Consider the following 23,507-nt stretch of genomic DNA (forward strand, 5'->3'; position numbering starts at 1 on the left):
CGTCACGGAATCTCCCCGATCCGAGTGACAGACGGACAACGGATGGTGCGCGAGTGACATGCGCGCGACGATACGGGCGGTGACGCGATGCGCACCGACACATGAAAGGATGGGTCGTCTACGCCCCGGACCGGGGACAATGTGCTGTCGATGGGCTCTCCCGGGCTCGAGCGGAGTCGAGAGCTCGGGGGAGGGTGTTCCGGGCGTGTCGGACGGCCCTTGAACGAAAGGAACCGGAGCGTACGTGAGTGAGAATCAGAACCTCCTCGCGGAGCAGCGGCGCGCCCTGATCCTGGACGAGGTGCGGCGTCGCGGCGGCGTCCGGGTGAACGAGCTGACCCGCAAGCTCGGCGTGTCGGACATGACCGTGCGCCGCGACCTGGACGCACTCGCGCGGCAGGGTGTGCTGGAGAAGGTGCACGGCGGCGCGGTCCCGCTGGTCGAGGCGAGCACGCACGAGCCGGGGTTCGAGGCCAAGTCCGGCCTGGAGCTGACGGCCAAGGAGGACATCGCACGGACCGCCGCGCAACTGGTCGCGCCGGGCACCGCGATCGCCCTGTCGGGCGGCACGACGACCTTCGCGCTGGCGCACCATCTGCTCGACGTGCCGGACCTGACGGTCGTCACCAACTCGGTCCGGGTCGCCGACGTCTTCCACGCCGCGCAGCGCACCTCGGGCCCACGGCAGGGCGCGGCGACGGTGGTCCTGACCGGAGGTGTACGCACGCCCTCCGACTCCCTCGTGGGTCCCGTGGCCGACCAGGCGATCGCCGCGCTCCACTTCGACGTGCTGTTTCTCGGTGTGCACGGGATATCGGTGGAGGCCGGCCTGTCGACGCCGAACCTCGCGGAGGCCGAGACCAACCGGCGGCTCGTGCAGTCGGCGCGGCGGGTCGTGGTGGTCGCGGACCACACCAAGTGGGGGACGGTGGGCCTGAGTTCGTTCGCGGCGCTGGAGCAGGTCGACACCCTGGTGACGGACGCGGGACTGCCGGCCGAGGCACGCGACGAGGTCGCGGAGCATCTGCGTCGGCTGGTGGTGGCGGGCGAGCCCGAGGAGGACGCAGACAGCTGACGGCACGTCAGCTATGGTGAGGCTGCCCGGTCAACGCCCGCCTCTCTGATGAAGGTTGTCGTCCATGGCTCACCGTCTGCGCCCGGTGGGGCTCGACTTCATCGGCTCAGCGCCCGTACGTCTCGTCTTCGCGCGGGAGATCTCCGCACCGCCCGAGGCGGTCTTCTCCGCGCTCGCCGAGGATGTGCCGGGCTGGGCGGAGTGGTTCTCGGCGGTGACGCTGGCCCGGCCCACCAACGACGGCGCCGGGCGTGAGATCCGGCTCAAGGGCGGCACACGCTTCCAGGAGACGATCCTCGCCGCGAAGGGCCCCGAGGTGTACGCCTACCGCGTCGACGAGGGCAACGCGCCCGGGGCACGTGCGCTGGTCGAGGAGTGGCGGCTGACGCCGGCCGGGACGGGCACCCGCGTGCAGTGGACGTTCGCCGCCGACGGCACGCCGCCGTTCCGCATGGTGCTGAAACTGGCCCGGACGGGACTGGGCCGGGCGTTCCGGGACGCGGTCACCGCGCTGGACCGGCGGCTGGCGGCGCGCTGACTCAGGACGGCCAGATCCCCGTCTCCAGCAGCGAGTCGATCGCCGCCGTGTACGGCGCGATGTCCAGGCCCTGCTCGGCCAGCCACGCGTCCGAGTAGTACTTGTCGAGATAGCGGTCACCCGGGTCGCACAGCAAGGTAACCACGCTCCCCTGCCGCCCCTCGGCCACCATCTCGGCGACGATCTTCAGCGCGCTCCACAGCCCGGTGCCGGTCGAGCCGCCCGCTCTGCGGCCGATGGCCTGCGCCAGGGCGCGGACGGCCGCCACGCTCGCCGCGTCGGGCACCTTCATCATCCGGTCGATGGCACCGGTCACGAAGCTCGGCTCCATGCGCGGCCGGCCGATGCCCTCGATACGCGAGCCGCAGTCGCAGGTGACGTCCGGATCGCCGGTGGTCCAGCCCTCGAAGAAGCATGAGTTCTCCGGGTCGGCGACACAGATGCGCGTGTCGTACTGCATGTAGTGCACATAGCGCGCGAGGGTCGCGGAGGTGCCGCCGGTGCCGGCCGTGGCGACGATCCACGCGGGCTCCGGGAACCGCTCCAGCTGAAGCTGACGGAAGATCGATTCGGCGATGTTGTTGTTTCCGCGCCAGTCCGTGGCCCGTTCGGCGTAGGTGAACTGGTCCATGTAGTGGCCGCCGGTCTCCACCGCGAGGCGGGCCGACTCCTCGTACATCTTGCGCGAGTCGTCCACGAAGTGGCACTGCCCGCCGTGGAACTCGATGAGGCGGCACTTCTCGGCGCTCGTCGTGCGCGGCATGACGGCGATGAAGGGCACGCCGATGAGCCCCGCGAAGTACGCCTCGGAGACGGCCGTGGAGCCGCTGGACGCCTCGATCACCGGGCGGCCCGGCCGGATCCAGCCATTGCACAGGCCGTACAGGAACAGCGAGCGGGCGAGCCGGTGTTTGAGGCTGCCGGTCGGGTGGGTGGACTCGTCCTTGAGGTACAGGTCGATGCCCCACTTCTCCGGCAGCGGGAAGCGGAGCAGGTGCGTGTCGGCCGAACGGTTGGCGTCGGCCTGGACCTTGCGGACGGCTTCTTTGAGCCAGCGGCGGTACGCGGCGTCACTGTGGTCGACATCGAGGGTCACGCCGGTCGGGGTCTGCTCGGCAGTGCTCACGGCGGTGCTCCTCACGGCTGTCGTCCACGACGGTTCGCGCGGCCGTAGTACCGATCATAAACACCTTCCGCACGCTCCTCACCTGCATAAACGTACCTTTGAGCACCCCAAAGGCCACCCTGGAGGCAGCCTGGGGGCGCATTCGCGCGAGTGCTCCGCACGCCCAGGCCGAGCGTGACGTGCGTACTGGTGCTGGACGTCGGCTGCGGGCAGACTGCACCGGACGGACAGGGGCCCGGTCGGGGCGCCGGTCCGGAAGGGGACACGGACCCTGCATGGGGACGCACACTGGATCACGACAGGAGCCGGTCCACGGCCCACGGAGGGTCATGGCCGGCACACCGATACGCACGAGGGGGCGGGGCGGAATGGCGGAGCCGGAGTTCAAGGCAGACGGAGTGCGGATCGGGAAGCGGCTGCGCTCGCTCACCCGGGCCGGACAGGTCCGGATCAGTGGCGGCAGGCTTGAGTTGCTCACCAGTTACGGCAGCGAGATCGACAGCGCGCCGGTACAGGCGGTGCGCGCGTCCCGGCCCTGGTTCGCGCCCGAGGACCGGGCACTGGCGGACCTCAACGGCAAGCGGTACCTGCTGACCCTGGGCGACCACGACCCCGCACCGGGCGAGCCGGGCCCGCCCGCGGCGCGCCGGTTCATCGAGGCGGTACACCGGGCCGCGGGACGTAATCGCTGAGCCGTTGCACGGCACGTCGGCCGAACCACCGCGAGTTGCGGTACTGCACCCCTTGCGTCACGCTGGTCTCACGTCACTCTGGGTTTACCGGCGATAACGCTGCGAACCAGCCCGCCGGCCACGACAGCAGGCGGCCGCTTCACGCACGCATCCTGCTGGATCCGTACGTTCGTGTTCTTCCCACCTCACGTCGGGGAGTCGCAGCCGTGATCAGTCACCCAAGCAGACACTGCACGGTGGAGCTCCAAGCCCTGCCGTCGCGGATCGGACAGGTCCGCAGAATCGTATCGGCACAGTTGCGGTACTGGCACTTGGACACTCTCATCGACCGGGCCGCGCTCGGTGTGACGGAGTTGTTGACCAACGTCCACCAGCACGCGCAGCCCGACAAGATGTGCACCGTGGAGATAGAACTGCTCCTCGACCGGCTCATGGTCTCGGTGCGCGACCACGACCCGCGTCTCCCTGTGGTCAACGACGCCGATGCGCTCGCGACCTGTGGGCGAGGTCTGGCGATGGTGGCCGCGGTCAGCGAGAGCTGGGGAGTGCGACCGGACGGGGAGTCAGGCAAGGTCGTGTGGTTCACGCTGCCCACTCCCGCGGCCGCGCGTTCCGCGGCCGCCGCGTGCCCCCCGCGTCGCCGCGCGGAGAGCACCACGCCCGTGCCCGTGTTCGCGGAGGTCGAGCGCACGGTCGACGCCCATCGGTCCGGACATGCTCCCGCCCGGTCGGCCGTTGCCGGCTGACCGGGCGGTGAGGGTTCCTTCGTTACGTGCCGACGCGTCGGCACAGTGGGCGATGGTGAGCACTCGCCGTCATTCGGTCGCTATCGCCCGCAGGACGTCCAGCCGAGCCGCGCGCCTTGCCGGACGCAGGCCCGCCAGGGCTCCGGCCGCCAGTCCGACCAGGGCCACCACCGCCAGTTGCAGCGGCGGCATCGCGAAGGCGAAGGCACTGTCGCTCGCACCGTCGGAGGCCTTCACCAGTACCCAGCCGAGGAAGGCGCCGAGGCCGAGGCCGCCCACCGTGCCGAACGCGGCGACCAGGACCGACTCCCAGCGGACCATGGCCCGCAACTGGGAACGGGTCTGGCCGACGGCCCGGAGCAGGCCCAGTTCGCGGGTGCGCTCGTGGATCGCCAGGGTCAGCGTGTTGGCGATGCCGAGGAGGGCGATGAGGACCGCGAGGGCGAGCAGCGCGTAGACGAGCGTCAGCATCATGTCGATGCCGCCGGCCGCGGACTGGGCGTAGTCGTCGCGGGTCTGCACCTCCGGGCTGCCGTACTGGTCGGCCACCTTCTCCACCGCGGCCTTGCCCGCGTCCGCGCTCACGCCGTCCTTGAAGGAGACTGCGGTGAGGGTGTCGGAGTCCTGGGTGCGGTGCGGGGCCCAGGCGGCGCGGGTGATGACGTAGTCGCCCGCGAGCTCCGACCGGCCGTAGACCGCTCGGACGGTGAACGTCTCCTTCTCGCCGTCGGTGAAGACGAGTCGGGCGGTGTCGCCGGTCTTGAGGTTCTGCTTGTCGGCCTCGCTCCTGGTGATGGCGATGCCGTCGGTGCCGAGGTCACGCAGGGAGCCCTGCACGTTGCCGAGGTCGAAGGTGCGCTCCAGGGCGACCGGGTCGGTGACGGTCAACGCTCGCCCCTTGCCGTCGACTTCGGCCACGCCTCGGCCGAGTCCTACGGCCGTGTCGACCTCGGGGAGGTCCTGGACGGCTCCGGCGAGCCGGGGGCTCAGTCCGCTGCCGCCCGCCCCGAACGACGGGGTGCTCACGGCGACGTCGCCCGCGAAGGACCGCGACACGGTCTGGTCCATGGTCGCCTTCAGCGAGGCCCCGAACACGGTGAACAGCGAGACCACGGCCACGCCGATCATCAGGGCGCTCGCGGTGGCGGCCGTCCGCTTCGGGCTGCGCAGGGCGTTGCGCCGGGCGAGCCCGCCGGTGACGCCGCGCAGCCGGTCGAGCGGAACGCCGAGGATCCGTACGGCCGTCGAGGAGGCGACCGGGCCGAGGACCACGAAGGAGACCAGGGCCAGGACGGCGCCGGTGCCGGCCAGCCAGATGGACGGGGACACGAGCACGCCGGTGAGCGTCACCGCGACGGCCAGGGCGGCCAGGCCCGAGCCGAGGACGGCGCGCGGGCGGGAGGCGCCCGACTGGTCGACTGCGGTCTCGCGCAGCGCGGCCAGGGGTGCGGTGCTTCCCGCGCGTACGGCGGGCAGCACGGCGGAGCCGAGACAGACCACGACGCCGACCGCCAGCGGCAGCGCCATCGACAGTGCCTTGATGACCAAGTCGCCCTCGGGGAACGGGAACCCGATCGCCGGGAACAGCAACTGGAGCCCCGCGGCGATGCCGATCCCGCCTGCCAGACCGGCCACCGACGCGGTCAGGGCCACAACGCTCGCCTCGACCAGGGTCGATGCGGTCACCTGCCGGCGGGACGCACCGAGCGCACGCAACAGGGCGTTCTCCCGGGTGCGTTGGGCGACGACGATCGCGAAGGTGTTGTGGATGGAGAAGGTCGCGACCAGCAGGGCGATGCCGGAGAACACCAGCAGAAGGGTGGTGAATACGGCCAGGAACTGGCTGGAGATCATCTCCGTGTTCTCCTCGGCCGACTCCTGTCCGGTGATGGCCTCAACCCCCTTGGGCAGTGCGGGAGTCAGCCGGTCGACCAGGTCCTGCTCGCTGACGCCGGGACCGGCCCGCACGAGAATGCTCGACGCCTCACCGGGGCGGGCCGTGAGGTACTTCTCGGCGTCGGCGCGCGTCATCCCGGTGTACGTCACCTGCGCCATGCCGTCCTCGCCGCCGAAGGTCGCGAGGCCGACGATCTTCACCTGCACGGGGTCGGGCGTCCGCAGGACCGTCGTGTCGCCGATCTTCAGGTCGCCCTGTTCCGCGGCGCCGCGGTTGACGACGACCTCTCCGGACTTCTTCGGGGCACGGCCTTCGGCGAGTTGGTACGAGTTGAGCTCCGGGTCGGTGATCCAGTTCCCGGCGAGGGTGGGCGGGCCCTGGCCCCCGATGGGGTCGCCGTCCTTGCCGACGAGCTGGCCGGCGCCCTGGATGTCTGGTGCCGCGGCCGCCACGCCCGGCACCTGCTCGACGGTGTCCGCCAGGTCCGCGGCGACCGGCTCCCGCACGCCCTCGCTCTCACCGGGCGTGGTGATGGCGTCGGCGCTGCGGACCACGGCGTCGGTGCCGCTGGTGGCGTTGCCGAACATGGTGTCGAAGCTGGCGCGCAGCGTGTCGCCCATGACGAGCGTCCCGGCCAGGAAGGCAACGCCGAGGAACACCGCGAAGAACGTACCGGCGAAGCGGCGCTTGTGTGCGCGCAGGGAGGACACGCTCAGGCGTACTGAGGCGTTCATGAGGGCACCTCGAAGGCTTTCAAGCGGTCAAGGATCTTGTCGGCGATCGGGGCTTCCATACGGTCGACCAGCCGGCCGTCCGCGAGGAAGACGACCTCGTCCGCGTGGGCGGCGGCGGCCGGGTCGTGGGTGACCATGACGACCGTGCGGCCCGTGTGGCGGACGGCGCGGCCGAGCAGGCCCAGGACCTCCTCGCCGGAGCGGGAGTCGAGGTTGCCGGTCGGCTCGTCGGCGAAGACCACGTCCGGCTGTCCGGCGAACGCCCGGGCCACGGCGACGCGTTGCTGCTGGCCGCCGGAGAGTTCGGAGGGCCGGTGGTGGAGCCGGTCGCGCAGGCCGACCACGTCGATCAGCGCGTCGGTCCACTCCGGGTCGCCCTTGGTGCCCGCAAGGTCCAGCGGCAGCATGATGTTCTCGGCGACGGTCAGCGTCGGCACCAGGTTGAACGCCTGGAACACGAAGCCCACGCGGTCGCGGCGCAGGAGCGTGAGGCGGCGGTCGTCGAGGGAGCCCAGCTCGGTGTCGCCGATGTAGGCGGCACCCGAGGTGAGGGTGTCGAGGCCGGCCGCGCAGTGCATCAGGGTGGACTTGCCGGAGCCCGAGGGCCCCATGATCGCGGTGAAGCGACCGGCCGGAAAGTCGACGCTCACGCCGTCGAGGGCGCGTACGGCGGTGTCGCCACCGCCGTACACCTTCACTGCGTCGACGACACGTGCGGCGGTGCGCACCTCGGTCGTGACCGTCATGCCGCACCGTCCTTGCCCGTGCGGCCGAACTGCTCGTCGAGGACGGACAGCCGGCGCCAGTACTCGTCCTCGTCGATCTCGCCGGAGGCGAAGCGCCGGCCGAGCATGGCGATCGGCGAGTCGCCGGACGGCCGGTGGTCGTCCATGGGGCGCCACGGTCCGCGGCGGCCGCGCCAGACGGTGCGGCGCAGCAGCGTGACGGCGCCGACGACGACGGCCGCCCAGATCAGCGGGAAGAACAGGATCCACGGGCCGGGCCCGCCGTCCCAGTTCGCCAGGGTCTGCATCTCGGTTCATCTCCCTAGAGGGGTCTTCCGGTGATGCTTCGAGACTGGCTCCGGGGAGGGGTGCGGGTCGTCGTACGGCCAGCGGCAGTGCGTGTACCTCCCGGGGAGTACGAAGGCTGTCCTGTGCTGCTCCGCGCGCGCCTCGACTTCTGTAACTACTAGTATGTACAGTGATCGCATGAGCACCCCGGAGCGACTGATCGAGTCCACCCGTGAGCTGCTGTGGGAGCGCGGTTACGTGGGCACCAGCCCCAAGGCCATCCTGGAGCGCTCGGGCGCCGGACAGGGCAGCATGTACCACCACTTCAAGGGGAAGCCCGACCTCGCCCTGGCCGCGATCAGGCGCACGGCCGAGGAGATGCGGGCTACCGCCGAGGGAGTACTCGGCGGGCCGGGCACTCCGTACGAGCGCATCGAGGCGTACTTGCGGCGCGAGCGAGATGTGCTGCGCGGCTGCCCGGTCGGACGGCTGACGATGGACCCGGACGTCGTGTCCAGCCCCGAGCTGCGCGCCCCCGTGGACGACACGCTCGACTGGCTCCGCGAACGGATCGCAGGGATCGTCGAAGAGGGCCAGGAACAGGGCCAGTTCGCGCCCTCCCTGGACGGCGAGGAGATCGCGGCGGTCATCGTGGCGACCGTCCAGGGCGGCTACGTCCTCGCCCGCGCCTCCGCCTCCCCCGCCGCCTTCGACACCGGTGTCCGCGGACTGCTCTCCCTGCTCGCCCCTCGATAGGAGACCGGAGACACATGCACATCACGAGGACTCGGCCCGACACCCGGCAGGGCCCGGCGGAGAACTTCGCAGGGACGGTGTGGATCGACGAGATCGCCGCGCCCGCCGCTCCGTCCCGACTGCGCATGTTCAACGTCCACTTCGCGCCGGGCGCACATACCGCGTGGCACCGGCATCCGCACGGTCAAGTGCTGCATGTCCAGGAGGGCGAAGGGCTGGTGCAGCGCAGAGGCGGTGACGTCGAGTCGATCCGGGCGGGCGACACCGTGTGGATCGAGCCGGGTGAGTGGCACTGGCACGGCGCCGGGCCGCGCGCCTTCATGACGCATCTCGCGGTCGTCGAGGCCGCAGCCGACGGCACCACCGCCGACTGGGACGCGCACGTGACCGACTACCCGGCCTGAGAAGGGACTTGGCATGCATGCCATGCAGTACGAGTTCACCCTGCCCGCCGACTACGACATGGGCATCGTCCGCTCCCGCGTCGCCCGCGTAGGGCATCTGCTGGACGACTGGGACGGCCTCGGCATCAAGACGTACCTGCTGCGCGAGCGCGGGGTGCACGGCTCGCCGGTCAACCAGTACGGGCCGTTCTACCTCTGGAACACCCTGCGGGGCATGAACAGCTTCCTGTGGGGCGGCGCCTTCCAGGGGCCCGTCGACGACTTCGGGCGGCCGCGGGTCCACCAGTGGACGGGGCTCGCGTACGAGGAGGGCGGTGCGGCCCACTCCCCCGCGGCGTCGGCTGTGCGGCGGCGCCGACCGGTGCCGGACGGTGTGGAGTTGGCCGCGTTCATGGCGGACGCGGTGCGCGAGACCGAGCGGCTGGCCCGGGAGGACGGCGCCGTCCTGGCGGCGGCCGTCGTCGACACGCGCGCGTGGGAGGTCGTCCACTTCTCGCTCTGGGAGCACGACACGCCGAAGGCCGAGGGCGAGGTGTACGAGGTCCTGCATCTGTCGTCGCCGGAAAGGGGCGACCTGCCGCGGGGTCGGCAGTGGTGACGGCCGTCCGTACGGTTCTGGGGGACGTGCGCCCCGAGGAGCTGGGCGTGGTCGACGCACACGACCATCTGTTTCTCCGCAGCCCGCACCTGCCCGGCCAGGAGTTGAACGACGCCTCGACTGCCCGGGCCGAGCTGGAGGCGTTCCGCGGGGCCGGCGGGTCGGCCGTGGTGCAGTGGACGCCGTACGGCATGGGGCGGCGGGCCGCCGATCTGCCGTTGCTGTCGCGCGAGACGGGGGTGCATGTCGTCGCCGCGACCGGGCTGCACCAGGCTGTGCACTACGACGACGCGACACTCGCCGGGCTGCGCGGCACGCTCGCCGACGTGTTCGTCGCGGAACTGACCCAAGGCATCGGGACGTCGGGGGTGCGTGCCGGGTTCATCAAGGTCGCGGGCGGGTTTCACGCCCTGGACGCGCATACGCGGTGGACGATGAGCGCGGCTGCCGAGGCGCACCGCGCGACCGGAGCGGCCGTCGCCGTGCATCTGGAGCTGGGCACGGGTGCACTCGACGTACTCGACTTGCTGTGCGGTGAGTTGGGTGTATCGCCCGAGCGCGTCATCCTCGGTCACCTCAACCGCTCCCCCGACCTGGTCGTGCACCGCGAGGCCGCATCCACCGGCTGTTATCTCGCCTTCGACGGTCCGTCACGCGCCCACCACGCCACGGACTGGCGCATGCCGGAGGCCGTACGGGCTCTCGCCGACGCCGGCTTCGGCGCCCGTATCCTCATCGGCGGTGACACGACGACCGCAGCGGCCCGCTCGGTCAACGGCGGCCCGGGCATGCCTTGCCTTCTGCGCCGGGTGCGTCCACGGCTCGAAGTCGCCCTGGGCGCCGAGCTGGTGGTCCGGATCCTGACGGACAACCCGGCCCGCGCCTTCGCCCGGCCATCATCGAAGGAGGACCGCTGACATGCCCTTCGTACGCATCGACGCCCTCAGCGCAGACCCGGACCGGCTCGACGCACTCGGCCGCGCCGTGCACGACGCGCTCGTGGAGACCATCGGCATCCCGCCCGACGACCGCTTCCAGGTCCTGACCGGTCACGACAGCACCACGAGCACACTGCGCTACGACGACTACCTCGACGTCCACCGCGACGACGGCATCGTCTTCGTCGCGATCACGCTGCGCGCCGGCCGCACGCCCGCCCAGAAACAGGCGCTGTACCGGCGGATCGCCGAACTCGCCCACGACTACGCGGGGACCGAGCCGCGGAACGTGTTCGTGACTCTGACCGAGAACGAGTCGGTCGACTGGTCGCTGGGACATGGAGCGGCGCAGTACGTCGACGGGGACTAGGCCACGGCGATGTCCACGGACGGCCGGAGCTTCGCCGCCGCGGCCAGGGCGTCGTGGACGGGGTGGGTGTCGAAGGCCGCCAACAGGGCGGTGTCCGCCGGGTGTTCGGCGGCCGGGAAGGCGATCTGCTCGTAGGCGGCCTGGAAGCGCGGCCCCCAGCGGCGGGCGCCGAGGCGGGCCGTGCGGGAGCAGTTGTCGACCATGTGGGCCACGTCCCGGGCGTGCATGTACGGCAGCAGCGAGTCGACGGCCTCGATGACCGACTCGTTGACGATCTCCGACCAGGGATGGCCGCGCTCGGCGAACTCGTCGATCTGCGCGGTCATGGTGGCGACGAAGACGCCGGCGGTGAACGGGTCCACGGGCAGGTCGCGTTCGGCTCGTCGTGAGCGCACCCGCTCCCCCGCCGCCCACATCGGCGAGCCGCCGATCTCGCTCATCGGGCGGGCGCCGAGCCGCCGTTCGGCCAGGAGCACGCTGCGCAGCTCGGTGCCGTCGGCGACTTCGTCGTAGATCTCCGCGACGATCTCGCGGGCCGGCCGGTACGTCGCCGAGTACGCACGGTCGAAGACGTCCCGTCCCGCCGCGTCGAGCCCCTCGCGCACCGCACGCAGCCCGGCGCGCGAGATGGTGCGGGCGATGGGGCCGGTGACGTTCTCGCAGGACCGTTCGTACGCCGTCGTCTCGTCGTCCCCGGCGAGGCGGCTGCGGGTGTGGAGGCTCTCGACGATGCCGTGCACGGCGCCGAGCAGGATGGCGCGTTCGCCGACGATGTCGGAGAGGTACTCGCTGTCCAGAGTGGTGCGGAAGGTGTACGGCGAGCCGAGCGCGACCGACCAGCCGAGCGCGAGGTCGGTGGCCCGCCCGTCGGGGTCGGCGTGCACGGCGAAGCTGCTGTTGATCCCGGCGCCGTTGATCTCCGCGCCCTGCTGGTACAGGCGCCGCACGGAGTCGCCCATGCCCTTGGGGCAGACGGCGATCACCGGGTGTCCGGGCGGGAAGTCGCCGCCGGTCTCACGGAGGTGGCCGAGCAGGAAGCCGTGCGAGAGGCCGATCGCGGCGCCCGGTCGCAGCGCGCTGAAGATCTGCGGATGGTGGGCCGCCAGCGCGGCGTCCGAGATCAGCAGGATCACCAGATCGCTGTCGGCCGCGACCGCGAGCCAGTCGCCGAGCGTGCCGTTGTCCTCGGTGAAGCCGTGGGCGCGGGCGTCGGCGGCCGAACGGGAGCCGGGGCGCAGGCCGACGGCGACCCGGATGTCCGTGCCGGCCAGCGAGTCCCTCAGGTTGAGGGCCTGGGCGCGGCCCTGCGGGCCCCAGCCGACGACGCCGATGCGGCGCACGCCCGCGAGGGCCTTCGGCAGCAACGGGAACAGGTGCCGGCCGCCGCGCAGGATGGTCTCCGTGCCGCCGGGGACACCCATCGTTTCGAGCGGGAAGACGCGGGAGGTGTACGTGGTCGAGGTCATGGTGGAGTTGTAGGCTCCCGCCGGGAATTGCGGCAAGCGCAACTTGTGGAGCGCGGTGTTGCGGGAAGTGAAAGGGCCAGGTGACGGCGTGCGTGACGATCATCGGGAGCTGCGTCTCTTCCTGCATCTGGTACAGACGCTGAACTTCGGCCGGACGAGCCTGGACTGTCATGTCAGCCCGGCGACGCTGACGCGGACCGTGCAGCGGCTGGAGGCGGAACTCGGGCACCGTCTCTTCGACCGGGGGCCGCGCGGGGTGTCGCTGACGGCGGAGGGGCATCGGTTCCGCGAATACGCCGTCCAGGCACTGGAGTTGTGGCGCTCCTATCGGGTGGAGCACCCCGACCCGGCCGAACTGACCGGCCGTCTGGCCGTGTTCGCCACGGTGACCGCCTGCCAGGCGCTGCTGCCCGACCTGCTGGCGCCGTTCCGCGCCGCCCACCCCCAGGTGCGGCTCGATCTGCGCACCGGTGACGCGGCGGCCGCGCCGGCCCGCCTCGACGAGGGCGAGGTCGATGTGGCCGTCGCGGGGATTCCGGCCAGGCTGCCGGAGCCGCTGGTGAGCCGGACGGTCGCGGTGACCGAGCTGGTCCTGGTCACCGCACGGGAGCGCCCGGACCCGGGGCTCGACGGGCCTTTCGTCCTCCCCCACCGTGGTCTGGTCCGCGAGGCGGCCGACCGCTGGTTCCGCGTCCGCGGTACGACCCCCGACGTGGCCTGCGAGCCGGACGGCCACGAGGGACTGTTGACGCTGGTCGCCCTGGGCTGCGGCACGGGCGTGGTCCCCCGTCTCGTACTGGAGCACAGTGCGGTGCGCGAGCGGCTCTCGGTGCTCCCCGCCGATCCGCCGCCGGAGCCGTTCCCCATCGGGTTGTGCGTACGGCGGGCGGATCTGCGGCGGCCGTTGGTGGCTGCCCTGTGGAGCCTGACGGGTCAGGCAGCTTGAGGGCTCACCAGGGAATCGGACCTTCCGCGTCGAAGTAGCCGCCGGTCGGGCCGTCCGGGGCGACCTGTGCCATGCGGACGATGATCTCGGCGCCCTGCTCGACGGTCTGGGTACCGGTGTGTCCGTTGAGGTCGGTCGCGGTGTAGCCGGGTTCGACCGCGTTGATCCGCATGCCGGGGAACGCCTTTGCGTACTGGACGGTGAGCATGTTGACCGCTGCCTTCGACGCCGGGTAGGCGACGCCGGGGTAGGCGTGCGCCGGTGTGCCCTCTTCGGCGACGCGGGACAGGGAGGCCAGTCCGCTGCTGACGTTGACCACGACCGGTGCGGCGGAGCGCTGGAGGAGCGGCAGGAAGGCGTGGGTGACGCGGACGATGCCGAAGACGTTCGTATCGAACGTGTGGCGCATCAAGTCGGCGGTCACCTCGGCCGCGCCGATGACACGGTTGCCCTCGCCGCGCGCCTCGACCCCGGCGTTGTTGACGAGGACGTCCAGCCCTCCGTCGGCCTCGACGGTCTTCACCGCGGCGGCGACGGAGGCGTCGTCGGTGACGTCGAGGACAACCAGCCGGGCGCCCAGCTCGTCGGCGGCCCGCCGGCCCCGTTCGGGGTCGCGGCTGCCGACGTAGACGGTGTGGCCCGCGGCGACGAGGCGGCGGGCGGTCTCGAAGCCGAGACCCTTGTTCGCTCCGGTGATCAGTGTTGCTGTCATGACTCCACGGTCCCTCGCGGCGGCGCGGACAGCCAGGAGTCCCGTCTTCCTGGGACTCCCAGTACCAGGCACATGCGTGTCCGTCGGTGTTCACTGGGGGCATGACGTCGACGGACTTCGGGCAGGCGCTGCGGCGCTGGCGGGATCGCGTCCGACCGGAGGCCGCCGGGTTGCCCGTGGGTGGGCAGCGGCGCGCGGCCGGGCTGCGCCGCGAGGAGCTGGCCATGCTCGCCGGCATCTCCGTCGACTACGTCACCCGCCTCGAACAGGGCCGGGCGGTCAACCCGTCGACGCAGGTCGTCGAAGCCCTGGCCCGGGCGCTGCGCCTCTCCGGGGAGGAGCGCTCGTTCCTCTTCCGGACCGCCGGGCTCGTGCCGCCGGGACCCGACACGGTGCCCGGATACATCACCCCGAGCGTGCAGCGGCTCCTGGACCGGATGACGGGCGCCGCTGTCTCCGTCTCCGACGCGGCCTGGACGCTGCTGCTGGCCAATCCGCTGTATGCGGCGCTCAAGGGCGACCCGTCGGGCTGGCGCGGCTATGAACGCAACGGCGTGTGGCGCCATTTCCTGGGCGACGACAGCAGGATCCGGCAGACGCCCGAGGAGAAGCGGGTCTTCCAGGCGGCGCTGGTGGCCGACCTGCGCGAGACCGCCGCACGTTATCCGGCCGACGCCCAACTGCGCGGCCTGATCTCGGAGTTGCGGGCCAAGAGCCCACGGTTCGCCGAGATGTGGGACGCGGGTGCGGTGGGCCGGCACACGGCCGCCCGCAAGACCGTCCACCATCCGCAGGTGGGGGCGGTGACGCTGGACTGCGATGTGCTGAGCGTCGCGGGCAGCGACCTGCGCATCATGGTCTTCACGGCCGAGCCGGGCACGGAGGACGCCGAACGCCTCGCCCTGCTCGGCGTCGTCGGCACCCAGTCACTCGTGGACTAGCGCCCCCAGCGGATCGTCCAGCACCGGCTGCCAGGCCAGCTCCGCCGCACCCACCAGGCTGTTGTGGTCGAGCGTGCACGCGAGGATCGGCACACCGCCGCTCTGCCCCCACAGACTGCGGTCGGCGACGACGGCACGCAGCCGCCCCGGGTCCGCGTCGAGCAGCGTGCGGTGCAGTCCGCCGAGGATGATGCGGTCCGGGTTGAGGATGTTCACCAGGCCCGCGAGGCCGAGACCGAGCCGGTCGATCAGCGCCTCGGTGGCCCTGCGGACGGTCGGGTCGGCGTAGTGCAGCCGGATCAGGTCGATCGCCTGCTGCAACAGCGACACCTCGGGACCCGGGTCGCGCCCCGCCGCGGTGAGCAGCGCCAGCGGATCGGCCTCCACGTCGAGACAGCCGCGGCTGCCGCAGTGGCAGGGGCGGCCCTCCGGGTTGACGGTGAGGTGGCCGACCTCCAGGGCCAGGCCCGAACTGCCGGTGTGCAGGCGCCCGTCGAGGACCAGCGCGCCGCCCACACCCCGGTGCCCGGTGGCCACGCACAGCAGGTCCCGGGCGCCGCGTCCCGCGCCGTGCCGGTGTTCGGCGAGCGCAGCGAGGTTGACGTCGTTGCCCGCGAACGCCGGTCCGGTGATCCCGGCCGCGCGCACGCACTCCGCGAAGATCCGGCGGACGGGCGCACCCACGGGCCAGGCCAGGTGCAGCGGGTTCAGGGCCAGACCGTCGGGCTCGGCGACCGCGGACGGCACGGCGAGCCCGGCGCCCACGCAGCGCCGCCCGGTCGTGCCCAGCAGGTCGGCGCCCGCCTCCACCACGGACCCGAGGACCTTCGCGGGGTCGGCGTCGACGGTCTCGCAGCCCGGCGCGGTGGCGACGATCCGGCCGCCGAGACCGACCAGCGCCGCCCGGAACCCGTCGGCGTGCACCTGTGCGGCGAGGACGACCGGCCCGTCCTCGGCGACCGACAGCCGGTGCGAGGGCCGCCCCTGCGAACCGGCCGCCGCGCCGGGGCGGGCGTCCACCCGGATCAGCCCGAGCGCCTCCAGCTCCGCGGCCACCGCGCCCGCCGTCGCCCGAGTCACCCCCAGCTCGGCGGTGAGCACGGCCCGGGTCGGCGCCCGCCCGGTGTGCACGAGTTCCAGTGCGGGCCCGAGCGCACCGCGCCCCCGGTCCAACCGTGTCCTCGAGGTGGTTCCTTCCCCCGCCGTCCGGGGGTCCGCCTTCCCGCTCATGAGGGCGAGTCTCCCATGATCCGCCGGTACGGAGGGCTACAGGCCGCTGACTCTGAGCGTGACGTTCAGCCGCCCGGTCAGCCCCAACTCGGGCGGCGCGGTGCCCGGGTGCACCCGCGGCACCCCGTGGTAGGCGAGCCGGGACGGTCCGCCGAACACGAACAGATCGCCGCTGCGCAGCTCCACGTCCGTGTAGGGCCGGGCCCTGGTCCCGGTGTTGCCGAAGCGGAACACGCACGTGTCCCCGAGGCTCAGCGACACCACGGGCGCGTCCGACTTCTCGTCGCTGTCGCGGTGCATGCCCATACGGGCGTCGGCGTCATAGAAGTTGATCAGTGCGATGTCGTACGGCGGCGGCTGCTTGCCGAGGGCGTCGCTCACCGCGCTCCGGCCCAGCTCCCCCAGCCAGTCCGGGAACGGCTTCACGGGCGCGCCGTCGCCGTCGACGACGGTGCGGGCGTAGGCGTACGGATACCAGTGCCAGCCGAGGCAGACCTGCCGGGCGGTCATCTTGCCGCCGCCGGGTGTGCGGACGGTGCGCAGCCCGGCGGGCGGGCGCGCCCAGGCCCGGCAGGCCTCCAGCAGCTCGCGCTGCCGCCCCTGATCCAGCCAGCCCGGCACGTGCACCGCGCCCGGCGCGACCTCCGTACGGCCCCTGGGGAACAGCTCGGCGTCCATGCCCCCATCCTGCCCGACCGGCCTTCACCTGCGGCTCGGCTAGCCTGGTCGCACGATGAACGACCGTATGACGACGCCCTGGGGCGAGCTCGCGCCGATCCGCTTCCCCGACGACCCGCGCGAGCAGCTGCGCGCCTGGGACGCCTCCGACGAGTACCTTCTGCGGCACCTCGCGGAGCAGGGGGTCCCGCTGTCCGGCACGGTCGTGGTCCTCGGCGACCGCTGGGGCGCCCTGGTCACCGCGCTCGCGGCGCACCGGCCGGTGCAGATCACCGACTCGTACCTCACCCAGGAGGCGACGCGCGCGAACCTCGCACGCCACGACATCGAGACGGGCACCGTCACCCTGCTCACCACCCAGGATCCGCCGCCCGCCCGGGTCGACGTCCTCCTCGTCCGGGTGCCGAAGAGCCTGGCGCTCCTGGAGGACCAGTTGCTGCGGCTGGCGCCCGCCGTGCACAAGGGCACGGTCGTCGTCGGCACCGGCATGGTGAAGGAGATCCACACCTCCACGCTGAAGCTGTTCGAGCGGATCCTCGGCCCTACCCGCACCTCGCTCGCCGAGAAGAAGGCCCGCCTCATCTTCTGCACGCCCCGGGCCCAGGAGACGCCCGCCAGCCCCTGGCCGTACAGCTACACGCTCCCCGACGGCATCGGCGCGGCCTCCGGAGGCACCGTCGTCAATCACGCGGGCGTGTTCTGCGCCGACCGGCTCGACGTCGGCACCCGCTTCTTCCTGAAGCATCTGCCGAGCAGCGGCGGCGGCACCCGCGTCGTCGACCTCGGCTGCGGCAACGGCGTCGTCGGTACGGCGATGGCGTTGGCCGATCCCGAGGCCGAGGTGCTGTTCACGGACGAGTCGTTCCAGGCCGTGGCCTCGGCGGAGGCGACGTACAAGGCGAACGGCGTGCCCGGGCACGCCGAGTTCCGGGTCGGGGACGGGCTGGCAGGGGTGCCGGCCGGCAGTGTCGACCTGGTGCTCAACAATCCGCCGTTCCACTCCCACCAGGCGACGACGGACGCGACGGCGTGGAGGATGTTCAGCGGGGCGCTGGGCGCGCTGCGGCCCGGCGGTGAGCTGTGGGTGATCGGCAATCGGCATCTGGGCTACCACGTGAAGCTGCGGCGGCTGTTCGGGAACAGTGAACTCGTCGCGAGCGACGCGAAGTTCGTCGTACTGAAGGCCGTCAAGCAATAGCCGAGGTGAGCGTGTCCGACGATTCGGTGCGGGACTTCTACGACGAGCTGGCCCCGGACTACCACCTGATCTTCCCGGACTGGGACGCGAGCATGGCGCGCCAGGCGACAGCGCTGGACGCTCTGATCCGGCCGCGACTCGGAGCCGGACCGCACCGGGTCCTGGACTGCTCCTGCGGAATCGGCACCCAGGCGATCGGGCTGGCACGGCAGGGACACCGGGTCGTCGGCAGCGACCTGAGTCCCGTCGCGGCCGCACGCGCGGCCACCGAAGCGACCACACGTGGCCTGCGCCTTCCCGTGGCCGTCGCGGACATGCGGATGCTGCCGTTCGCACGGTCCGTCTTCGACGTCGTGGTCTGCGCCGACAACTCGCTCCCGCACCTGCTGTCGGCGCGGGACGTCGAGGCGGCGCTGACGGGCGTCCGACGGGTGCTGCGCGAGGACGGGCTGCTGGTGCTCACCGTCCGGGACTACGACGAGGCCCGTCGGACCAGGCCCGCGGCGACCCCACCCCAGGTCTCGCACACCTCGGACGGCGAGGTGATCACCTTTCAGCTGTGGCACTGGCAGGAGGACGGTGAGCGCTACGCCCTGGAGCACTTCCAGCTGATCCCGACGGGCGACGGCCGGCAGGTCCGCGTCCGTCGGACCGCCTACTGGGCGCTGACCCGCGGGCAGTTGACGGAGTTCGTGACCGCGGCCGGATTCACCGATGTCACCTGGCACGCTCCCGCGTCCAGCGGGTTCTACCAGCCGGTGCTCACCGCCCGTCCAGCACCCGGATGATCGCCGCCACCGTCCGCACCATCGCCTCCCGCCCCACGCTCAGGTATTTCCGCGAGTCGACGGCCTCGGGGTGGGCGGCCAGGTGCTCGCGTATCGCGCCGGTCATGGCGAGGTTGAGGGCGGTGCCGACGTTCACCTTGGCGATGCCGCCCGCGACGGCCGCGGTGAGTTCGGCGTCGGGGAGGCCGCTGGAGCCGTGCAGGACCAGCGGGACGTCCAGGACGGCGGCCAGCCGCTTGAGGAGGTCGTGGTCGAGGATGGCCGTGCGGGTCGTCATGGCGTGGGAGCTGCCGACGGCCACCGCGAGGGCGTCGACGCCCGAGTCGGCGACGAAGGCGCGGGCCTCGGCGGGGTCGGTACGGGCGCCGGGGGCGTGGGCGTCGAGTGGCGGCGCCCCGTTCTTGCCGCCCACCTCGCCCAACTCGGCCTCGATCCAGAGCCCTTGGGCATGCGCCCAGTCGACGGCGGCCCGGGTCGCCGCGAGGTTCTCCTGATACGGCAGCCGTGACGCGTCGTACATCACGGAGCTGAACCCGGCGCCCGGGGCCTGACGCAGCAGCTCGTCGCTCTGTACGTGATCGAGGTGCAACGCGACCGGTACGGCGGCCCGTTCGGCGGCGGCGAGGGCGGCGCTGGCGAGGGGCAGCAGGCGTCCGTAGCGGAACTTGACCGCGTTCTCGCTGACTTGGAGGACGACCGGCGCGTCCACGGCTTCCGCGCCGGCGATGACGGCCTCGACGTGTTCCAGCGTGATGATGTTGAAGGCGGCGACTGCGGAGTGCGCCGCGGCGGCCCGGGTGACGAGCTCGCCGGTGGTGGTCAGGGGCACGGTCGGTCCCTTCAGTCGGCGAGGATCACCGAGCGGGTGAGGTGGCGGGGCCGGTCCGGGTCCAGTCCGCGGGCCGCGGCGACGGCGACCGCGAGGCGTTGGGCGCGGACCAGTTCGGCGAGCGGGTCGAGATCGCCTGCCACCCACGACCCGCCGGTGGCCCGCACCTGTTCGGCCAGGCCCTCGGGCGGCTCCCCGAACATCCAGGTCGCGGTGGACTGGGTGGTGATGCTGATGGGGCCGTGCCGGTACTCCATCGCCGGGTAGGCCTCGGTCCACGCCAGCGAGGCCTCGCGCATCTTCAGTCCGGCCTCATTGGCCAGCCCCACGGTCCAGCCGCGGCCGAGAAAGGTGAACTGCGTGCAGTCGACCAGCCCTTCGGGCAGCGGGGCGGCGAGCGCGGTGCGGGCGTCGGCGACGACCGAATCGGTGTGCAGGCCAAGGTGGGCGCGGAAGAGGGTCAGCGCGGTGGTCGCGAACCGGGTCTGCACGACGGAGCGCTCGTCCGCGAAGTTCAGCACGACGACGTCATCGGCGGCCGCCATGACGGGCGTTTCGGGGTCGGCGGTGACGGCGGTCGTGCGTGTACGGCCCTTCAATCGCCCGAGCAGTTCGAGGACTTCGGTCGTGGTACCGGAGCGGGTGAGGGCGACGACACGGTCGTACGGGCGGCCGCAGGGGAACTCGGACGCGGCGAACGCGTCCGTCTCGCCCTGTCCCGCGCCCTCGCGCAGGGCCGCGGCGGCCTGCGCCATGAAGTACGAGGTGCCGCATCCGACGATCGCGACCCGCTCCCCCGGAGCCGGGAGCACCCCGCCGTGCTGCCCTGCCTCCGCCGCGGCCCGCGTCCAGCACTCGGGCTGGCTCGTCAGCTCGTCCTCGACATAAGTCATGCCGTGCCCCTCCCTCGCAATGATTGTTCTTGCAAGATATAGCCAGTTTCCAAGCACAATCAAGCATTCACACTCGATGGATGTGCGCTAGGGTCACCGGAAGATCGAGGATCGGAGAGGGTGCGGATGTCGCGCGACGCCCGTTGGAAGGCGCTGCTGGAACTGCTCGTCGAGCGCGGCCGGCTGGACGTCGAGGAGGCGGCGGCCGACCTCGAGGTGTCGGCGGCGACGATCAGGCGCGACTTCGATCAGCTCGCCGAGCAGCAGATGCTGGTGCGCACCCGGGGCGGCGCGGTCGTGCACGGGGTGTCGTACGAGCTTCCGCTGCGCTACAAGACCGCCCGGCACGCCTCCGAGAAGCAGCGCATCGCCAAAGCGGTCGCGGAACTCGTCGCGCCCGGTGAGGCGGTGGGGCTGACCGGCGGCACGACCACGACCGAGGTGGCGCGCGCCCTCGCGGTACGCAGTGATCTCTCGTCCGGCTCCCCCGCGCTGACCGTCGTCACCAACGCCCTCAACATCGCCAACGAGCTGGCCGTACGGCCGCAGTTCAAGATCGTGGTGACCGGCGGGGTCGCGCGGGCGCAGTCGTACGAGCTCATCGGCCCGCTCGCGGACGGCGTGCTCGGTCAGATCACGATCGACGTGGCCGTGCTCGGCGTCGTCTCCTTCGACGTGGCCCATGGGGCGGCCGCGCACGACGAGGCGGAGGCCGCGATCAACCGGCTGCTGTGCGAGCGGGCGGAGCGGGTGATCGTCGCCGCCGACTCCAGCAAGCTGGGGCGTCGGGCGTTCGCCCGGATCTGCCCGGCCGATGCGGTGGACACGCTGGTCACGGACACGGCGGCCGGGTCGGAGACGGTACAGCGGTTCGAGGAGGCCGGGGTCAGGGTGATCACCGTCTGAGACCGTGGCCGATTGTCCCGACATGACACGCGGACGGATCAGGGCAGCCTTGGCGAAGTCCGGTGCGCTATCGCGCCCCGTAATGGGCGCGGGGCCGCATATCGATGCAGCATCACCGCGCTTCCAGCGGAGCGCTTAGGCTGACAGTGACGCGGTGCGGGCCGGGCCAGGGAGGCTGCGATGGGCGGAACACCGAGCGATCAGGACGTACCGGGGGCTTCGCCCTATCTGCCGATCGCCGAGCACGGGCTGATCGGCGATCTGCGCAGCGTGGCGTTGGTGGGGACCAACGGGACCATCGACTGGTACTGCTGCCCGTCCTTCGACGCGCCCAGCGTCTTCGCCGCGATCCTGGACTCGGAGCGGGGCGGCGCCTTCGAGCTCGCGGCCTCCGTGCCGGCGCGGACCAAGCAGTTCTACTTCCCGGACACCAACGTCCTGATCACCAGGTTCTTCACCGAGGAGGGCGTCGGTGAGGTGCAGGACTTCATGCCGGTCGGCGGCGAGGCCGACGAGGAGCGCCACCGGCTGATCCGGCGGGTGCTGTGCGTGCGCGGTTCCATCCCGTTCCGCGCGCGGGTGGCGCCCCGCTTCGACTACGGCAGCCGGCCGCACACCGTGCGCATGGAGGGTGACGTGGCGGTGTTCGCCTCCGACGGTCTGTCGCTGGGGCTGACCGCGACCGTGCCCCTGGAGGCCGACGGCCTGGACGCGCGCGCCGACTTCAAGCTCGCCGAGGGCGAGTCGGCGGTCTTCGCCCTGGACCAGGTCGGCGGTGCGGTGTTTCCGCGCGGGTGTGCGCGCACCGAGGCCGAGCGCGAGTTCAACACCACGGTGACGTACTGGCGGCGCTGGCTGTCCCAGTCGAAGTACCGGGGCCGCTGGCGGGAGATGGTGCACCGCTCCGCGCTCACCCTGAAGCTGCTCACGTATGCGCCGACCGGGGCGATCGTGGCCGCGCCGACGACGAGTCTGCCCGAGCAGATCGGCGGCGAGCGCAACTGGGACTACCGGTACGTGTGGGTGCGCGACGCCGCCTTCTGTGTGTACGCGCTGCTGCGGCTGGGCTTCACCGGCGAGGCCGAGGCGTTCATGAACTTCGTGACCCGGCATGTCAGTCCGGGCGACGGCAGGCCTTCGGGACCGCTGCAGATCATGTACGGCATCGACGGACGCACCGACCTCACCGAGCAGGAACTCGACCACCTCGAAGGCCACTTGGGGTCCGCGCCGGTACGGGTCGGCAACGCCGCGGCCGAACAGCTCCAGCTCGACATCTACGGCGCGCTCATCGACTCGATCTACCTCTACGACAAGTGGGCGAAGCCCATCTCCAGCGACCAGTGGGACGATGTGTGCGCCCTGGTGGACTGGGTCTGCGAGAACTGGGACCAGCCCGACGAGGGCATCTGGGAGACCCGCGGTGGCCGCAAGAACTTCCTGTACTCGCGGCTGATGTGCTGGGTGGCCATCGAGCGGGCCATCCGTATGGCCAACCGGCGCGGTCTGCCCGCCGAACTGATCCGCTGGCGGCAGTCCCGCGACACGATCTACCGGCGCATCATGAAGCACGGCTGGTCCGAGACACGGCAGGCGTTCGTGCAGTACGAGGACAGCGACGTGCTGGACGCGGCGGTCCTGATGATGCCGCTGACGAAGTTCATCGCGCCCACCGACCCCAAGTGGCTGTCCACCCTCGACGCCCTCACCCACGACCTGGTCTCGGACTCCCTCGTCTACCGTTACGACCCGCAGGCCAGCCCGGACGGACTGCGCGGCGACGAGGGCACGTTCTCGATCTGCTCGTTCTGGTACGTCGAGGCCATGGTCCACGCCGGCCGGATCGACGAGGCACGCCTCGCCTTCGAGAAGATGCTCACCTACGCCAACCATCTCGGCCTGTACGCCGAGGAGATCAGCCACACCGGCGAGCAACAGGGCAACTTCCCGCAGGCGTTCACCCATCTCGCGCTGATCAGCGCCGCGTTCAACCTCGACCGCGCCCTCGGCTGAGAGCCGAGGGCGCGGCGGGT

General features: G+C 71.7%; 25 protein-coding genes. 15 read left to right on the forward strand and 10 right to left on the reverse strand.

All coding sequences use genetic code 11. The annotated features are described in order from the left end of the window. Positions 1-244 precede the first annotated feature (244 nt). Positions 245-1,075, forward strand: a complete 831-nt coding sequence (locus ACIHFB_RS03760; protein WP_365269527.1) for a DeoR/GlpR family DNA-binding transcription regulator — start codon at positions 245-247, stop codon at positions 1,073-1,075. Between the two features lie 64 nt (positions 1,076-1,139). Then, positions 1,140-1,613 carry an SRPBCC family protein gene (locus tag ACIHFB_RS03765; RefSeq protein WP_400125074.1) on the forward strand — a complete coding sequence of 158 codons (474 nt, stop codon included), beginning with the start codon at positions 1,140-1,142 and terminating at the stop codon, positions 1,611-1,613. 1 nt (position 1,614) lies between these two features. Here ACIHFB_RS03765 and ACIHFB_RS03770 read toward each other — a convergent pair whose 3' ends face one another. Further along, positions 1,615-2,739 (reverse strand): PLP-dependent cysteine synthase family protein, encoded by a 1,125-nt coding sequence (locus tag ACIHFB_RS03770; RefSeq protein ID WP_400125075.1) that lies wholly within the window; start codon positions 2,737-2,739, stop codon positions 1,615-1,617. 368 nt (positions 2,740-3,107) lie between these two features. Between ACIHFB_RS03770 and ACIHFB_RS03775 the strand changes: the two genes are divergently transcribed. Both ACIHFB_RS03775 and ACIHFB_RS03780 read left to right on the forward strand, forming a co-directional pair. Further along, positions 3,108-3,431 carry a hypothetical protein gene (locus tag ACIHFB_RS03775; RefSeq protein WP_365269534.1) on the forward strand — a complete coding sequence of 108 codons (324 nt, stop codon included), beginning with the start codon at positions 3,108-3,110 and terminating at the stop codon, positions 3,429-3,431. Positions 3,432-3,637: 206 nt separating this feature from the next. Continuing rightward, a complete protein-coding gene (locus ACIHFB_RS03780; RefSeq protein WP_365269537.1) occupies positions 3,638-4,177 on the forward strand; it encodes an ATP-binding protein in 540 nt (179 codons plus the stop codon). A 69-nt stretch (positions 4,178-4,246) separates the two neighbouring features. Here ACIHFB_RS03780 and ACIHFB_RS03785 read toward each other — a convergent pair whose 3' ends face one another. The 3 genes from ACIHFB_RS03785 to ACIHFB_RS03795 are packed head-to-tail and all read right to left on the reverse strand — an operon-like array spanning position 4,247 to position 7,841. Next, positions 4,247-6,808 (reverse strand): ABC transporter permease, encoded by a 2,562-nt coding sequence (locus tag ACIHFB_RS03785; protein WP_400125076.1) that lies wholly within the window; start codon positions 6,806-6,808, stop codon positions 4,247-4,249. Beyond that, on the reverse strand, positions 6,805-7,554 hold the full coding sequence (locus ACIHFB_RS03790) for an ABC transporter ATP-binding protein (RefSeq protein WP_400125077.1): 750 nt from the start codon (positions 7,552-7,554) through the stop codon (positions 6,805-6,807). The genes ACIHFB_RS03785 and ACIHFB_RS03790 overlap by 4 nt, the downstream gene beginning before the upstream one ends. Beyond that, positions 7,551-7,841, reverse strand: a complete 291-nt coding sequence (locus ACIHFB_RS03795; protein ID WP_365269546.1) for an SHOCT domain-containing protein — start codon at positions 7,839-7,841, stop codon at positions 7,551-7,553. The genes ACIHFB_RS03790 and ACIHFB_RS03795 overlap by 4 nt, the downstream gene beginning before the upstream one ends. 163 nt (positions 7,842-8,004) lie before the next feature. Between ACIHFB_RS03795 and ACIHFB_RS03800 the strand changes: the two genes are divergently transcribed. From ACIHFB_RS03800 to ACIHFB_RS03820, 5 genes are read left to right on the forward strand one after another with little or no spacing between them, the layout of a single operon-like run. Beyond that, positions 8,005-8,577, forward strand: a complete 573-nt coding sequence (locus tag ACIHFB_RS03800) for a TetR/AcrR family transcriptional regulator (RefSeq protein ID WP_400125078.1) — start codon at positions 8,005-8,007, stop codon at positions 8,575-8,577. Between the two features lie 14 nt (positions 8,578-8,591). Beyond that, on the forward strand, positions 8,592-8,981 hold the full coding sequence (locus ACIHFB_RS03805; protein WP_400125079.1) for a cupin domain-containing protein: 390 nt from the start codon (positions 8,592-8,594) through the stop codon (positions 8,979-8,981). 13 nt (positions 8,982-8,994) lie between these two features. Further along, a complete protein-coding gene (locus tag ACIHFB_RS03810; RefSeq protein WP_400125080.1) occupies positions 8,995-9,579 on the forward strand; it encodes a DUF4865 family protein in 585 nt (194 codons plus the stop codon). Beyond that, on the forward strand, positions 9,576-10,496 hold the full coding sequence (locus tag ACIHFB_RS03815; RefSeq protein WP_400125081.1) for a phosphotriesterase: 921 nt from the start codon (positions 9,576-9,578) through the stop codon (positions 10,494-10,496). Before ACIHFB_RS03810 ends, ACIHFB_RS03815 begins: the two co-directional genes overlap by 4 nt. Before the next feature lies 1 nt (position 10,497). Continuing rightward, on the forward strand, positions 10,498-10,887 hold the full coding sequence (locus tag ACIHFB_RS03820) for a tautomerase family protein (protein ID WP_400125082.1): 390 nt from the start codon (positions 10,498-10,500) through the stop codon (positions 10,885-10,887). Here the strand turns inward: ACIHFB_RS03820 and ACIHFB_RS03825 are convergent. Next, positions 10,884-12,353, reverse strand: a complete 1,470-nt coding sequence (locus ACIHFB_RS03825; protein WP_365269559.1) for a ketol-acid reductoisomerase — start codon at positions 12,351-12,353, stop codon at positions 10,884-10,886. The genes ACIHFB_RS03820 and ACIHFB_RS03825 overlap by 4 nt on opposite strands. Before the next feature lie 88 nt (positions 12,354-12,441). Between ACIHFB_RS03825 and ilvY the strand changes: the two genes are divergently transcribed. Beyond that, positions 12,442-13,299, forward strand: coding sequence for an HTH-type transcriptional activator IlvY (gene ilvY / locus ACIHFB_RS03830; RefSeq protein WP_365269561.1), 858 nt, complete (start codon positions 12,442-12,444; stop codon positions 13,297-13,299). A gap of 4 nt (positions 13,300-13,303) precedes the next feature. On the opposite strand, the gene ACIHFB_RS03835 is transcribed toward ilvY, so the two are convergent. Next, a complete protein-coding gene (locus ACIHFB_RS03835; RefSeq protein WP_365269563.1) occupies positions 13,304-14,011 on the reverse strand; it encodes an SDR family oxidoreductase in 708 nt (235 codons plus the stop codon). A gap of 101 nt (positions 14,012-14,112) precedes the next feature. Here ACIHFB_RS03835 and ACIHFB_RS03840 point away from each other — a divergent pair, with 101 nt between their 5' ends. Next, positions 14,113-14,952, forward strand: a complete 840-nt coding sequence (locus ACIHFB_RS03840) for a helix-turn-helix transcriptional regulator (RefSeq protein ID WP_365269566.1) — start codon at positions 14,113-14,115, stop codon at positions 14,950-14,952. On the opposite strand, the gene ACIHFB_RS03845 is transcribed toward ACIHFB_RS03840, so the two are convergent. Together ACIHFB_RS03845 and ACIHFB_RS03850 are read right to left on the reverse strand one after the other, a co-directional pair. Further along, entirely contained in the window at positions 14,938-16,182 is a 1,245-nt protein-coding gene (locus ACIHFB_RS03845) for an ROK family protein (RefSeq protein WP_365269568.1), read from the reverse strand. The genes ACIHFB_RS03840 and ACIHFB_RS03845 overlap by 15 nt on opposite strands. Positions 16,183-16,218: 36 nt before the next feature. After that, the gene (locus ACIHFB_RS03850) at positions 16,219-16,860 is read right to left on the reverse strand and encodes an alpha-ketoglutarate-dependent dioxygenase AlkB (RefSeq protein WP_365269570.1); all 642 of its coding nucleotides are present in this window, start codon (positions 16,858-16,860) and stop codon (positions 16,219-16,221) included. Between the two features lie 67 nt (positions 16,861-16,927). Here ACIHFB_RS03850 and ACIHFB_RS03855 point away from each other — a divergent pair, with 67 nt between their 5' ends. Continuing rightward, positions 16,928-18,058 (forward strand): methyltransferase, encoded by a 1,131-nt coding sequence (locus tag ACIHFB_RS03855; RefSeq protein ID WP_400125593.1) that lies wholly within the window; start codon positions 16,928-16,930, stop codon positions 18,056-18,058. Between the two features lie 11 nt (positions 18,059-18,069). Then, positions 18,070-18,846 carry a class I SAM-dependent methyltransferase gene (locus ACIHFB_RS03860; protein WP_365269575.1) on the forward strand — a complete coding sequence of 259 codons (777 nt, stop codon included), beginning with the start codon at positions 18,070-18,072 and terminating at the stop codon, positions 18,844-18,846. Here ACIHFB_RS03860 and ACIHFB_RS03865 read toward each other — a convergent pair. Together ACIHFB_RS03865 and ACIHFB_RS03870 are read right to left on the reverse strand one after the other, a co-directional pair. Next, the gene (locus ACIHFB_RS03865) at positions 18,821-19,675 is read right to left on the reverse strand and encodes a class II fructose-bisphosphate aldolase (protein WP_365269578.1); all 855 of its coding nucleotides are present in this window, start codon (positions 19,673-19,675) and stop codon (positions 18,821-18,823) included. The two genes, ACIHFB_RS03860 and ACIHFB_RS03865, sit on opposite strands and share 26 nt — an antisense overlap. A gap of 11 nt (positions 19,676-19,686) precedes the next feature. Beyond that, positions 19,687-20,568 carry an SIS domain-containing protein gene (locus ACIHFB_RS03870; RefSeq protein ID WP_400125083.1) on the reverse strand — a complete coding sequence of 294 codons (882 nt, stop codon included), beginning with the start codon at positions 20,566-20,568 and terminating at the stop codon, positions 19,687-19,689. A 126-nt stretch (positions 20,569-20,694) separates the two neighbouring features. Between ACIHFB_RS03870 and ACIHFB_RS03875 the strand changes: the two genes are divergently transcribed. Together ACIHFB_RS03875 and ACIHFB_RS03880 are read left to right on the forward strand one after the other, a co-directional pair. Then, complete coding sequence (locus ACIHFB_RS03875; protein WP_365271030.1) at positions 20,695-21,474, forward strand: DeoR/GlpR family DNA-binding transcription regulator; 780 nt, start codon at positions 20,695-20,697, stop codon at positions 21,472-21,474. Between the two features lie 180 nt (positions 21,475-21,654). Beyond that, positions 21,655-23,487: a glycoside hydrolase family 15 protein gene (locus tag ACIHFB_RS03880; RefSeq protein ID WP_365269584.1), complete on the forward strand. Its 1,833-nt coding sequence runs from the start codon at positions 21,655-21,657 to the stop codon at positions 23,485-23,487. The last annotated feature ends 20 nt before the right edge of the window (positions 23,488-23,507 follow it).

Source organism: Streptomyces sp. NPDC051963 (assembly GCF_044593495.1).
Lineage (GTDB): Bacteria > Actinomycetota > Actinomycetes > Streptomycetales > Streptomycetaceae > Streptomyces.